General features: G+C 60.8%; 13 protein-coding genes and 1 tRNA gene. 10 read left to right on the top strand and 4 right to left on the bottom strand.

Features of this window, described 5'->3' with window-relative positions; translation table 11 throughout:
* Positions 1-13: 13 nt before the first annotated feature.
* From LZ538_RS09425 to LZ538_RS09400, 6 genes are all read left to right on the top strand, one after another.
* The gene (locus LZ538_RS09425; protein ID WP_249831769.1) at positions 14-1,057 is read left to right on the top strand and encodes a rod shape-determining protein; all 1,044 of its coding nucleotides are present in this window, start codon (positions 14-16) and stop codon (positions 1,055-1,057) included.
* 14 nt (positions 1,058-1,071) lie between these two features.
* Positions 1,072-1,947: a rod shape-determining protein MreC gene (locus LZ538_RS09420; RefSeq protein WP_249831768.1), complete on the top strand. Its 876-nt coding sequence runs from the start codon at positions 1,072-1,074 to the stop codon at positions 1,945-1,947.
* Positions 1,947-2,465 carry a rod shape-determining protein MreD gene (locus tag LZ538_RS09415; protein ID WP_249831767.1) on the top strand — a complete coding sequence of 173 codons (519 nt, stop codon included), beginning with the start codon at positions 1,947-1,949 and terminating at the stop codon, positions 2,463-2,465. The genes LZ538_RS09420 and LZ538_RS09415 overlap by 1 nt, the downstream gene beginning before the upstream one ends.
* Positions 2,462-4,354 carry a penicillin-binding protein 2 gene (gene mrdA, locus LZ538_RS09410; RefSeq protein ID WP_249831766.1) on the top strand — a complete coding sequence of 631 codons (1,893 nt, stop codon included), beginning with the start codon at positions 2,462-2,464 and terminating at the stop codon, positions 4,352-4,354. The genes LZ538_RS09415 and mrdA overlap by 4 nt, the downstream gene beginning before the upstream one ends.
* Positions 4,351-5,463, top strand: coding sequence for a rod shape-determining protein RodA (gene rodA, locus LZ538_RS09405; protein ID WP_249831765.1), 1,113 nt, complete (start codon positions 4,351-4,353; stop codon positions 5,461-5,463). Before mrdA ends, rodA begins: the two co-directional genes overlap by 4 nt.
* Positions 5,464-5,563: 100 nt before the next feature.
* Positions 5,564-5,639 (top strand) — tRNA-Lys (locus LZ538_RS09400).
* 212 nt (positions 5,640-5,851) lie between these two features.
* Here the strand turns inward: LZ538_RS09400 and LZ538_RS09395 are convergent.
* From LZ538_RS09395 to LZ538_RS09385, 3 genes are read right to left on the bottom strand one after another with little or no spacing between them, the layout of a single operon-like run.
* On the bottom strand, positions 5,852-6,553 hold the full coding sequence (locus LZ538_RS09395) for an RNA polymerase sigma factor (RefSeq protein ID WP_249831764.1): 702 nt from the start codon (positions 6,551-6,553) through the stop codon (positions 5,852-5,854).
* On the bottom strand, positions 6,550-6,873 hold the full coding sequence (locus LZ538_RS09390) for a cupredoxin domain-containing protein (RefSeq protein WP_249831763.1): 324 nt from the start codon (positions 6,871-6,873) through the stop codon (positions 6,550-6,552). Before LZ538_RS09390 ends, LZ538_RS09395 begins: the two co-directional genes overlap by 4 nt.
* Positions 6,874-6,876: 3 nt before the next feature.
* Entirely contained in the window at positions 6,877-7,395 is a 519-nt protein-coding gene (locus tag LZ538_RS09385) for a DUF4142 domain-containing protein (protein WP_249831762.1), read from the bottom strand.
* 257 nt (positions 7,396-7,652) lie between these two features.
* Here LZ538_RS09385 and LZ538_RS09380 point away from each other — a divergent pair, with 257 nt between their 5' ends.
* Both LZ538_RS09380 and LZ538_RS13435 read left to right on the top strand, forming a co-directional pair.
* Positions 7,653-8,060, top strand: a complete 408-nt coding sequence (locus LZ538_RS09380; protein WP_249831761.1) for a DUF3597 domain-containing protein — start codon at positions 7,653-7,655, stop codon at positions 8,058-8,060.
* Between the two features lie 98 nt (positions 8,061-8,158).
* Complete coding sequence (locus tag LZ538_RS13435) at positions 8,159-8,407, top strand: PilZ domain-containing protein (protein ID WP_430741969.1); 249 nt, start codon at positions 8,159-8,161, stop codon at positions 8,405-8,407.
* 77 nt (positions 8,408-8,484) lie between these two features.
* On the opposite strand, the gene LZ538_RS09375 is transcribed toward LZ538_RS13435, so the two are convergent.
* Positions 8,485-9,345, bottom strand: coding sequence for a hypothetical protein (locus LZ538_RS09375; RefSeq protein ID WP_249831760.1), 861 nt, complete (start codon positions 9,343-9,345; stop codon positions 8,485-8,487).
* A 134-nt stretch (positions 9,346-9,479) separates the two neighbouring features.
* On the opposite strand from LZ538_RS09375, the gene LZ538_RS09370 reads away from it, so the two are divergent.
* Positions 9,480-10,751, top strand: coding sequence for a SulP family inorganic anion transporter (locus LZ538_RS09370; protein ID WP_249831759.1), 1,272 nt, complete (start codon positions 9,480-9,482; stop codon positions 10,749-10,751).
* Between the two features lie 268 nt (positions 10,752-11,019).
* Positions 11,020-12,990 (top strand): S9 family peptidase, encoded by a 1,971-nt coding sequence (locus LZ538_RS09365; RefSeq protein ID WP_249831758.1) that lies wholly within the window; start codon positions 11,020-11,022, stop codon positions 12,988-12,990.
* Positions 12,991-13,210 lie beyond the last annotated feature (220 nt).

The following is a 13,210-nucleotide window of genomic DNA, read 5'->3' as shown; positions in this document are numbered from 1 at the left end:
AGACGGGGTACGAATGTTCTGGAATCGTTGGTTCAAGTGGATGTCGCACGACATGGCGATCGACCTCGGAACCGCAAATACGCTCGTCTATGTCCGCGGCCGCGGGATCGTTCTGAATGAGCCCTCAGTCGTAGCCATTGAGACCATCAACGGGGTCAAGAAGGTGAAGGCGGTTGGCGAAGACGCCAAGCTGATGATGGGCAAGACCCCGGACCAGATCGAAGCTATCCGCCCGCTTCGCGACGGCGTCATCGCCGACATCGACGTCGCCGAGCAGATGATCAAGCACTTCATTCACAAGGTGCACGGCGGCAAGATGCGCGCCTGGCGCTTCCCCGAAATCGTTATCTGCGTGCCGTCCGGCTCGACCTCCGTGGAGCGCCGCGCGATCCGCGACGCCGCTTCGAACGCCGGCGCCAGCGCGGTGTACCTGATTGAAGAGCCGATGGCAGCCGCGATCGGGGCTGACATGCCTGTAACCGCTCCGATTGGCTCGATGGTTGTCGACATTGGAGGTGGCACGACCGAGGTCGCCGTGCTTTCACTCCGTGGGCTCGCCTACACGACGTCGGTGCGCGTGGGGGGCGACAAGATGGACGAAGCCATCAGCTCCTATGTTCGCCGCAACCATAACCTGCTCATCGGTGAAGCAACCGCTGAACGGATCAAGAAGGAAGTCGGCATCGCGAAGCCGCCTGTCGACGGGATCGGCAAGACTGTACACATCAAGGGCCGCGACTTGGTCAACGGGGTTCCGAAGGAGATCTCGATCAATCAGGGTCAGATCGCCGAGGCTCTATCGGAACCGGTAGGAACGATCGTCGAGGGTGTGCGCATCGCGCTAGAAAACACCGCGCCGGAACTCGCGGCCGATATCTGCGATCAGGGCATCGTACTCACCGGCGGCGGAGCCCTGCTTCAGGGGCTCGACGAAGTGCTGCGTGACGAGACAGGCCTTCCCGTGACGGTTGCAGACGACCCGCTCACCTGCGTTGCACTCGGGACCGGTCGCGCTCTGGAAGAAGAGCAGTTCCGCGGCGTCCTGCAGACGGCCTAGAGAGGGTTTGAGGGGTGGCGGCCGCGCGCCCCGGCTGGTCACGCAGGGCCCAGTACGGGCTGTTCTTCAGCCTTCTTGCCGTCATTGCGGGAATCGTTGTCGGCCTTGTCCTGCTCGCAATGTCGCTGGTCGCCCCCAAAACCTTCGACGGCATCCGGGGAGCTGCGCTGGACATCACTGGCCCGATCGCAAGCGCGCTTCATGAGGTCACTGCAACGGCCAACGGGCTGGTCGGCGGGGCCGGCAATTATTGGGATGCAGCCCGTCAGAACGCAGAGCTGAAACGCGAGAACAAGGCGATGCTCCAGCGGATGGTCGAGGCCAAGGCCATCGTACAGGAGAACCGCCAGCTCAAAGCAACGCTGCAGCTGCGCGAGCGGACGGAGAACGTCATTGCCGTCGGACGCATCGTCGGCTCGTCCTTCAATAGTCCCCGGCGCTTTGCGATCCTGTCCGTGGGCGCGAAGGACGGAGTGCAGATCGGCATGCCGGTGCGTTCGCCCGACGGTCTCGTAGGGCGAGTCATCGACGCCGGAATACTGGCCTCGCGCGTCCTCCTCGTGTCCGATCGTGCAAACATCGTTCCCGCGCGCCTCCTTCGTGGCGGCATTCCTGTAATCTCTCAGGGTCGCGGCGACGGAACGATAGACGTTCGACCGCTCGAGGTCGGACGTAATCCGTTCAAGCGCGGCGATATCATCATCACTTCAGGAACCGGCGGGTTGTATCCGCCGCTCGTGCCGATAGCGCGCGTAGTGAAGCTCGATGACGATGGCGCGGTGGCCTTGCCGCTGGCCGATCCGGCCAACACCAGCTTCGCCCTGGTCCAGCCCTCCTACGAACCAGCGGCTGTGGCTGCTGAGACTGCGCCGGCACAGGACGCGCCCTGATGGTCCGCGCCGCCCTCGACTCCCGGCAAATAGGGCGAGGGCCCTCTGCCTTCGCCGCTTACGTTCCGGCGGCGACGGTGGTGGCTGCGTCACTGCTGGCTGCACTGCCAATCGTCTCGAACAGCGGCTGGTACCCTGATTTCGGTTATCTGGTTTTCATCGGCTGGCGCTTGCTCCGCTCAGATCCCTGGCCCGCTTGGTGGGCGGCTCCCCTCGGCCTCGTCAACGACCTGTTCACAAGCTATCCCATAGGATTCTCGGTAGCGCTGTGGAGTGCGACGATGCTTGCGCTCGACCTGATCGACAGGCGCACCATGTGGCGGGACTATTGGATCGAATGGGTGCTTGCCGCGGTTTTCCTAGCGATCGACGAATGGATGCAGTGGCAGCTAGCGGCAGTGGTCGGCGCTGACCTTCCATTCACTACCCAGTTGCCCTCGCTCGTCATCGCGATTCTCGTGTTTCCGCTGGCCGCCTGGATCGTTTCCCGGACCGACCGTTGGAGGCTCGGCAGATGAAGCACATGCGGATCACCGCAGCGCACCAGTCGATTACGTTTTCGCGAAGAATGCTGCTCCTAGGCGGCGCACAAGTTGCGGTTGGTGGACTTCTTATCGGCCGGATGGGTTATCTTTCGATCGCCCAGAACGAGAAATATCAGCTGCTCAGCGAAAGCAACCGGGTCCAGTTGATCCCAGTGCCTCCGCGCCGCGGCTGGATCATCGACCGCAACGGCAAGCCCATCGCGATCAACCGGGCCAGCTTCCGCGTGGACATCATTCCGCAGCAGCTAGAGAAGGATCGCGACGTCGTTTCGGAAGTCGCCCGGCTGCTCGCCCTCAACGAAGACGATGTCGAGAGAATCCGGCGGGAGCTTTCAGAGTCGCGCGGTTTCCAGCCGGTGTCGGTCGCCGATAACGTTTCATACGACAAATATGCGGCGGTCACCGTTCGCCTGCCCGACCTCCCCGGCGTCCAGGCTAACCGCGGCTACTCCCGCTATTATCCCGACGGCCCGGCGGTCGCTCACCTGCTCGGCTATGTCGGCACGGCGAACGCCAAGGAATATGAGGCCGAAAAGAAGAACCCGCTGCTGATCATCCCCGGCTTCAAAATCGGCAAGCAGGGTCTCGAAAAGTCGCTCGAGCAACACCTTCGCGGCACGCCCGGCGGACAGCGTGTCGAGGTGACCGCCCGAGGGAAGCTGGTCAAGGAACTGGACCCCAAGCCCGACCGAAGCGGCCAAACCGTGCAGCTGACGATCGACCAGGGCCTGCAGCAATATGCGGCACGTCGCATGGGAGATCAGTCGGGTGCCCTTGTCGCGATGGACGTGGCGAGCGGCGACATGCTCGCATTCGTGTCCATGCCGGCGTTCGATCCCAACAGCTTCAGCGAAGGGATCGGGCGGACGGAATGGAAGATGCTGTCGCAGGACGACCACATCCCGCTTCTGAACAAGGTTGCGCAGGGGCTCTATCCGTCGGGGTCCACGATCAAGCCTGCAATGGCATTGGCATTTCTGGAACAGGGCATCGATCCGAAGCGCCGCGTCGTATGCAATGGCGGCTATCAGATCGGTAACCGCTACTTTCGATGCGATGCCGTCCATGGATCGATGGACATGCGCTCGGCAGTCGAGCGAAGCTGCAATACCTATTTCTGGGCCACCGGCCTCATTACCGATCCGGAGAAGACGACCGAGATGGTCAATTATCTGGGATATGGCGAGGAGTTCGACCTGCCGTTACCCACGCAGCGCTTCGGCACGATGCCGAGCCCGAAGTGGCTCGCGAAGAAATATGAGCGGAAGTGGCAAGGCTACGATTCCGCCAATACCTCCATCGGCCAGGGCTATGTGCTCATCAATCCGATGCAGTTGGCGGTGATGCCGGCGCGGCTCGCGGCCGGAAAGCTGCTTCAGCCCCGGTTGCTGACGGCCGATCGGCGCAAGCCGCCACCCGATCTCAATGTCGATCCAGCGCACCTTGCGATCGTTCGAGACGCAATGACCGCGGTCGTCAACGAGCGTGGCACCGCAGTCGCGTCGAAACTCCCGCTCGACGGTGTTCAGATGGCCGGCAAAACGGGAACGGCACAGGTATTCCGCCTGGGCGAGCGCGGCCACCAGGGCACTTGGGCGCTGCGGGACCATGCGCTGTTCATCGCATTCGCACCGGCGGACAAGCCGCGATACGCAATTGGTTGCCTCATCGAACATGGCGGTTTCGGCGCCTCGGCCGCCGCGCCGATCGTCCGGGACTCGATGACCTATCTGTTCGACAAGCAGAAAGCGTTCGAGGCGCTCGATCCGCTCGAGAAGCAATGGGGCGGCACGCTGGCCGAGCGCAACGCTCGCCAGCTAGCGGCCTTCAAGGCTGCATCGCAGGCCACCAAGCCGGGATGATAACCTCAGCCATTATTCCGCGGCCGCTGGCGCGGCTGCCTTGGCGCTTGATCTTCCTGGTGGCTGGAATCGCACTGTTCGGCCTCATCGTGCTCTACTCGGCAGCGGGCGGATCATTGCAGCCCTGGGCGATGAAGCAGGGCATCATCTTCCTCTTTTTCCTGGGCGTTGCCGTCGCAATGTCGTGGGTGAAGGAATCGACCATCAAGGCGGTGGTCTTCCCTCTCTACGCGATCATCCTCGTGATGCTGATCGGCGTTGAGCTTCTCGGCTTTGTCGGGAAGGGCGCGCAGCGCTGGCTGGATATCGGTCCAATCAGGATCCAGCCTTCCGAGTTCATGAAGCCCGCGATCGTGCTCGCACTCGCTCGCTTCTACGAACTCGTGCCGGTGGGGGAGATTCGCAAATGGCGCGCTATCTGGCCGGCGCTCGCCCTTCTCGGCGTCCCTGCCCTGCTCATCCTCGTGCAACCCGACCTCGGCACGTGCATCATGGTCGTGCTTTGCGGTGTGACGGTCATGTTCTTGGCCGGCTTACCGATGTGGATATTCCTTGCGCCCGCCGGTGCGATCGCGATCGCGGCGCCGATCGCCTACAGCATGCTTCACGGCTATCAGCGCAAGCGGATCGACGTCTTCCTGGACCCGGAAAGCGATCCCCTGGGCGCAGGCTATCACATTGCGCAGTCCAAGATCGCGATTGGGTCGGGCGGGATCTGGGGCAAGGGCTTCCTCCATGGCAGCCAAAGCCATCTCGATTATCTTCCCGAGGGCCACACCGACTTCGTTTTCGCAACCATGGCCGAAGAATGGGGTCTGGTCGGTGGCGTAATCCTGATCCTGGCGTTCGGGGCAGTTATCCGATGGGGCATGCGAGTGAGCGCGAACGCACGCACCCGCTTCTCGCAGCTAGCCGCCGCAGGCCTGTCCGCGGCGATCTTCTTTTACGTATCGATCAATCTGATGATGGTGATGGGTCTGGCGCCTGTTGTCGGTGTCCCATTGCCTCTCGTAAGCTTCGGGGGCTCCGCGGTCATGACCGTTATGCTCTGCATCGGGCTACTTATGGCGCTCGAGCGACAGCAGCGGACCGTATCGCGGCCCGCCTAGGGCTTGAATTCGAGCGGTTGCGCGCCATCTTCGGCCATGCTACCGGCGCCGCCGCTCAAGGCGTGAAGGCAAGCCGCCGGAGCATCCGCCTCACGGCAGTGGACGCATAGCTCAGTTGGTAGAGCAGCTGACTCTTAATCAGCGGGTCCTAGGTTCGAGCCCTAGTGCGTCCACCATTTTTCCCAGCAAATATAACTACTTATGTACGTCAGTTCGATCCCCAGCGATGGACGACCTATCAAAAGGTAACACTGTAGGTAGCGTACGCCGCTAAACGACATGAGCAGTCCGCTAATGGGCTCGGGAGCCGGATGCCCGCTTTCGCCCCAAAGCGGACATTAGCGAAAGTCGCGATTATCAGAGTCGGAATGATCTCGGCAGACGGCGTTCACCCGTGTCGATCGTGTGGGTACCCCAGCCGAACCATCACGCGTTCGGTCAGTGCGGCGCAGTCCGCCCCAGCGAATGGGAACGTACCCGTCAGAGCCTCATGAACATCTGGGGCGAGAGCTTGCTGCAGACGCCTTTTCGCGCGCAGCAGTCGCGTTTTCACCGTTGCGGGGGGAATGTGCAGCACACCGGCCGTATCTTCAACAGAAAGCCCATCGATCTCGCGAAGGACGAACACTGTACGAAAAATGTCTGGGAGCTCCGCGACGACGCGCTCGAGCAGTAGGCGAAGCTGCTCGCGGGCGATCGCCACATCCGGCGGCGGAGTGTCGGAGCCCCTCATCAACTTTTCCCTATAGGAGTTTAGAACCGAGACTCCGTCCGCCTCAAGACTCGCTCGCCGACGGCGCTCCGAACGCAGCCGGCTAAGTGATTCATTGATGACGATCCTCGTAAGCCACGTTGTCAGCGAGGAGCGCCCTTCGAAGCGGGCCATCGACGCAAAAGCCGACACGTAGGCGACCTGGAGCACTTCCTCGGCCTCGCTGCGGTCCTTGAGGATGCTCCAAGCGGCTCGAAAGAGCCGCTGATTATTCACGGTAAGGATGTACCGCACAGCGTCGGGATCCCTGCGTACACACAGCGCTGCAAGTTCCGCGTCGACAAGGCTGGAATAGTCAAGTTTGTGCTGGGCGGTCACTTTGAGACCCGTAGCACGCCGCGCATTCCAGGGTGATATTTGCAGGAGAAAGCGAAGGTTCCCGTCCTGGCTAGCACCGTCTTCCCCTTCTTGCCCGCCGGCAGATCTACGTCGAAGCTTCCATCGGTCGCAGTCGCGGTGTGGCGGAACATGTCCCGGTTCTCCCAGACCACTGCATCGCCCGCCTTGAGGCTCGGAGGGACTGTTCCGAACTTCATCTTATCGATCACTACGACATACGTCCGCGAGGCGGCCGCCGACGGCGCCGACATCGGCAGGAACAATGCGACTCCTGCGACAAACGTCGCACAGCGCGGCATCACTTACTTGAAGCTCGCCGAGAGATGCTCGGCGTGCTTCTGGTGCTCGCTGAACAGCGTAAGCCCCGTCTCAAGCAGCGATTTCAGCTCGCCATTGCTCGCCGAGGGGATGAGGGTTGTCTTCAGGGCGCCATTGACCGTTTTATGATAGGCGACTTCATTGACCGCGTAGGCACGATCGAAAGCCTGGCCGTGGAGTTTAGCAAGCTTTGCCTTAGTGGCCGCCGCCTGCTTGATAAGTTCTATGCTCGTTGTGTTTTGTTCCGGAGTGACGTGAAGCTTCTTCACCAGCGCCAAGGCTTTGTCATTCACGGCCTCATGGTCCCGGACCATTTCGGAAGCAAAGTCGCGAACGGCCTTCGTCTTCGACTTCTCTAAGGCAAGCTTGGCTGCTTCAATGTCGATGTTTCCTGCCGTGTAGGCGATATGTGCGATCTGCGGGTCCGTTGGACCGCTGGCCGCGGCGCTGGCCGACGCTGCCATAAGCGAGGCCACGGCGGTCAGACAGAATTTTGAGCTCATTTCAGCCTCCAATCGGGAACTACCGCTCGATTGGATGACGATACTCGCTGGAGGTTCCCCGATCCGTTCCAGGCCCTAACGAATTTAGTCGCCCGCTTCAGTCCTTGACCGGCTCCGGACCGCGGTAACTAACGTCGAGTTTTGACACTAAGCATATCATTTGATCTCGACCGGATTTATTGGGCGAGCTCATCGGAGCAGCAGGAACGTCCTGGGGCGCTGAAAGGCCTCTGATCATCGAGTTAAGGAGAGAAGCAATGAGCATCTTCGGTAAGATCAAGGACGCGATTTTTGGTCACAAGACCGCCCCCACCCAAACGGAGGCTGCGCCAACTCCGCAGCCGGCTGAGGCAAATACGGCTCAAGCCGCGCCGCAGACCTCACCGCAGACTCAGGTGACGCAGCAGGTCGATGTCGAACAGGTTCTTACCCAGATCGCACGGGAGAAGGGTAACCCTGATCTCAATTACCGAACTTCGATCGTTGACCTGATGAAGCTCCTCGGCATGGACTCGAGCCTCGAAAATCGGAAGGAGCTTGCTGCCGAGCTCGGTTACCAGGGAGCCAAGGACGGCAGCGCCGAAATGAACATCTGGTTGCACAAGGAAGTGATGCGCCAGCTGGCTGCGCACGGCGGCAAGGTGCCGGGGAACCTTACAGACTGAGATGCAAAGGAGCGGGGCAGCGGACGCTGCCCTGAAGCCTAGGCTTGGATCGGGCGCACGTTGGGAATTACAGTAAGGTGAAAGTGCCGAGGTGTGTCATGGAGCGTATGGCGGGCTGGATTGATCGTCCTGATCGTGACCCCGTCTCGGTTGCAGCATCCCTAGTCATCGCCGGCCGACAGCTGATGGCGGAGATCACAAATGTCTCCGACGATGGTTGCCAGATCGCCTGCGAAGAAAATCTGCCGATTGGGGCTGCAGTAAGCTTGCGGTTGGAGCTCGTTAGCATCGCGGCGACAGTACGTTGGTCTCTGCCCGGCAAAGCCGGACTGCGCTTCCGAAAGTAGGGGGTAACCGGCCTATTCGCTGGCGCACTTTTAGTATCCGATTTCCACCCATTCCGGACGTTCAAGGCGAGCTTGGTCTACTTGCCGGTGGGGCTCATAGCCTTTCGGGACAGGTCGGGCGGCAGAACGTCATTCATCGGTCTGTAGCCGATGATCTGTGGGACCTTCGCCTGGCAATCCGGCTTGTCGAGCTTGCACGCAATGGCGTTATGAGCTTTGGCCAAGACATCACGCGCATAGGCCCGTTTCTGCCACATCAGGCTGTGAAGGCGAGCGCTCCGCACCACGGCATTGCGGGCATCATGATCTCGGACCAGTGCCGGCCAGTCGACCGTGCAAGTGCGATTGCCATCACTATCGAAGCTTAGATTGAGGAACGGCTCCAGCTTCTCGGTGACCGGGATGCCTTGCGACCGAGAATAATCCAGCTGCGTAACTGCATCGGCCTGCGCCGCCGCGACCTCTCTCAATGCCGCGCGCAGGTCAGGATCACTTACGATATTGAGACGACCCGAGGCGCTCAGCTCCTCATAACTTGTGTCATTGTAGCCTAATCCAGGAAAGCTTGCTCCGAAGCAAGCGGCCGGCGAGGCGGCAAGTTGCGTCAGCGCGGCATGGTCTCCTGCTTGGCTTAGGCCTTCGAAGGCAACTCTTCGGTTGCGCGCATGAACTTGAATGACCCAGTCGTTCTCGCGGATGCCAGCAGCGGTCTCTCGCCACATGCGCTCTAGAAACTGCCGCTCGTCGCGAGATTGGCGACGATTCTGGCCCCATTGGTCGATCTGGAAGGCCAATAGGACACCAATCGTCACGACGGAGACCTCGATCCCGATACCCAACCAGTCGCGGTCACGGACCGCACCAGAAATTCGCTCGAGCCAGCGGACATGCCGTGGATCGCCATTTGGCCTGATTGGGACGACTTCCGGATCGGCCATCTCGTTGCCCCCATGGCGATCATGCGCCGATCGGGTTTGAGCCGCAACAAGGTCTCGGCACGTCCACCTTCGACCCAAAGCAGACGTTAGGCGGTATCGTTGAACTGTCATAACGAGGCCGTTAGCCCAGTGGGGTGAAACCCAAGCTCCTAACGACAATCCGCAATTATTCCTGGCGGATGTTCCTTGGCGATGCCTTCGCCGGGATCACAGTCGCCCTCGTCGCTCTACCTCTCAGCATCGCGATTGCAATTGCGTCCGGTGCCGAGCCGAAGGCCGGACTTGTAACTGCGATTATCGCTGGCTTCCTGATCTCATTGCTGGGTGGCAGCCGGGTCCAGATCGGCGGCCCGACGGGCGCGTTCATTGTCGTCGTATACGGGATCATCGATCAACATGGTTTCGACGGTCTTCTTCTCGCAACTCTCATGGCGGGCGTCATCCTCGGCATCGGTGGCGTGTTGCGGGCGGGCCGCTTCATAACCTTGGTGCCGGAGCCGGTGATCGAAGGCTTTACCGTCGGCATTGCCCTCATCATCGCGGTCAGTCAGCTTAAGGACTTGCTTGGGCTTCCAGCGACGAAAGTATCCGCCGACTTGGTGCAGGCGCTGCCTGCTCTCTGGGCCGCTCGAGATGCGGTCAATCCCATAGCATTGGCTGTCGGCCTGTTCGCTGTCGGCGGGATAGCCCTGCTGCGCCGCATCGCCCCTTGGTTTCCGGGATCTCTCCTGGTCATCGCCGCAGCGTCCGCTGCGATCGCTCTGTTCGCTTTGCCCGTCGACACCATTTACTCGCGCTTCGGCTTGCTACCCGCCGGCTTGCCGGCACCTTCGCTACCGCCTGTGAGCATCGCCAGGATCAGTGCCTTGCTGCCTTCCGCCTTTGTCATCGCCTTCTTGGCCGCCGTCGAATCGCTCCTTTCGGCCATCGTCGCGGACCGCATGATTGGCGGACGTCATCGCTCGAACGCCGAGCTGCTCGCGCAAGGCGCGGCAAACATTGCCTCCCCCTTGTTTGGTGGCTTGCCTGCAACCGGCGCCATCGCCCGTACGGCGACCAACGTGCGGGCTGGTGGCGAGACACCCATTGCCGGGATTATCCATGCGCTAGCCATCCTGCTCATCACGCTCGGGGCAGGCTGGCTCTGCGGCTATCTTGCAATGCCAGCCTTGGCGGGCCTGCTCATCGTGACTTCATGGGTCATGAGCGAACCCCATCGCTGGGGGGAGCGGTTTAGATTGCGAACAGGGGATCGCACCCTGCTTTTCCTGACGATGATCCTGACAGTCGTTACTGACCTGACCATTGCCATTGCAGTGGGAACAGTTGCCGGCTTGGCCCTTCGCCTCATCCGCAAGGATGTCGAACCTGAAGAATGGGCACCTTCAGACCGATCTCAGCTCTAAGAGACTGATGTCCGTTTTCCACCCATTGCTGCCATCGGCAGGATCAGCTTTTAGAAACATTAGCTCTCGCCCGACAGTTAGCGGATTGCGCCAGAGCTTGCCCCAAGAAATGGCGACAACACCCGTGGAGCCTCGCTATCCTGCTCTGTGCATGGGCGAAGAAACAGCGGAAAACGTGCGTTTCCATGTTTTGGCACACCTCTTGAGTGGCTGTTCGCGCCAACCAGCCGGTTGAGCGTCCAGCCACACATCCCAAGGGGAACACCAAATGAAGAAGCTCGCGATGGCCACTGCCCTGTTGCTCACCACGTCGGCGGTGGAAGCGCAAATTGTAACGCCCAATCGACCAGTCACCGATCCGCGGTCGCTAATCTCGCCAATCAATCCCAATGCGCGTCCGGTGCCGCTGGACGACCTCGCCGTGTCGCGTGGAATCCGTGACGCCGTGTTCAGCGCGGATGGCCGGCGCATATTTATTAGCACCAACCTGACCGGCCGTTTCAACATCTGGCGAATTGATGCGTCAGGAAGCTGGCCAGTCCAGCTCACCCAATCCGATGACGTCCAGGAAGGTCTCGCAGTCTCCCCTGACGGGGCGACTCTTTACTTCATGCAGGACAAGGGCGGGGATGAGATACACGACCTCTTAGCGGTTCCGACCTCCGGCGGCGAGCCACGCAACCTGACGAAAACGGACAACATCGATGAGCAGTCTCCTGTGGTCTCTCCGAACGGCCGTTCAATCGCCTTCGTTTCCAAGCGCGAGGAAGATCCATATTCGGACATCGCACTGCTCGACGTCGCAAGCGGGGCCGTGCGCCAGCTCACGCACGAATCTGAAGAAGGCGTTCGATGGGGCGTGGTAGCGTGGAATGAGGCAGGTCGGTCGCTGATCGCCATTCGCGAGAGCGCGAAGACGATGGACAGCAGTGTTTGGAAAATCGACGTCGCGAGCGGAAGGGCCGTTGCGGTCGCCCAAAAGCAAGGTGTCCAGTTCAGCGCTGCGGGCGCTTCTGCCGACGGACGGATCGTCGCAGCGTCCACCAACGAAGGGTCGGGACAGACGCGCGCAGCCCTACTTGACGCGACGACAGGCAAATGGCGGTGGTTGAAGCGCACGCCCTGGGAGCAGACAGCAACTGACGTCACTCCTGATGGAACGACGATGATCGTCCGCACGAACGAAGATGGCCGGTCGTCCCTGAGCGCAGTCGACATGGCGTCGGGTGCCGAACGTCCGCTGCCGCTTCCGCCGGGGCGCAATGGAACAATCGGTGCCAAGGCGTTCAGTCCGGACTCGCGGCATATGCTCGCAACCCACGCCGGTGCCGACACGCCAACTGAACTATATGTCGTCGACCTCCAGACCGATGCCGAGCCGAGAAAGATCACCCATCTGGCCATGGCGAGCGTCGACGCAACATCGCTTCCCAAATCGGAGGTAGTGACGTTCCGAAGCTTCGACGGGACCCTCGTAAGCGCGATCGTCACCATGCCCGCCAATCTCAAGCGCGACGGCAACAATCCTGCCGTCGTGCTTCCGCACGGAGGACCCACAGGGCAGGCGCAAGACGGCTTTAACCGCAACGCGGCGGCACTCGCCAGTCGCGGATACGTCACGATCGCTCCGAACTTTCGTGGTTCGACGGGATATGGGTCCGCATTCCAGAATGCGAATCGAATGGATCTCGGAGGCGGCGACCTGAAGGACGTCGTCGCCGCAAAGCGCTTCCTAGTCGACAGCGGCTATGTCGATCCGAATCGTGTCGGGATCACAGGTGAATCCTACGGCGGCTTCATGGCCCTGATGGCTATCGGCCGTACTCCTGAAGAGTTCGCCGCCGCGGTTCAGTCCTATGGAATCAACGACTGGTTCGCGCTTTGGAAAGGATCCGAGCCCTTCCTGCAGCAATATCAGAAGGGATTGTTGGGCGACCCGGTGAACAACGCGGATGTCTACAAGGCTTCGTCGCCGCTGACGTACCTCAACCGGGCGAAGGCGCCACTCCTGTCCCTGCAAGGCGCGAATGACCCGCGAGTGCCTCGCAACCAAGCGGAGATCGTTGCAAGCCGGCTACAGAGTCAAGGCAACGTAGTTGAAACCATCTTTTACCCGGATGAAGGTCACGGATTCACAAAACGGGAGCACCAGACCGACGCGCTGAAGCGGACGATCGAATGGTTCGACCGCTATCTGAAGCCAATCAAGAACTCGGCGAGTCCGGTAATCGCCCGCTGAATTTTCGAGCCTCCTCATCGCGGCGCCCAGCCAGTGATGGGGAGGCATCAAGCTTACGCGGGGATCTGACGAGGAATGCCGGACGAAAAGCTAATTCGAGCCTCATGACGCTTCCAAAGCGCACAGTGCCACTCCTGTTTTGTCGAGATCCGCCGCCGGCGGCTGAATTGATTTGAATCATCGATCGACGACCAGTTTCGGTTGACTAAGCGCACGAGGA

The organism is Sphingomonas hankyongi (assembly GCF_023516575.1).
Lineage (GTDB): Bacteria > Pseudomonadota > Alphaproteobacteria > Sphingomonadales > Sphingomonadaceae > Sphingomicrobium > Sphingomicrobium hankyongi.
This window is presented reverse-complemented; position numbering and strand designations above follow the sequence as displayed.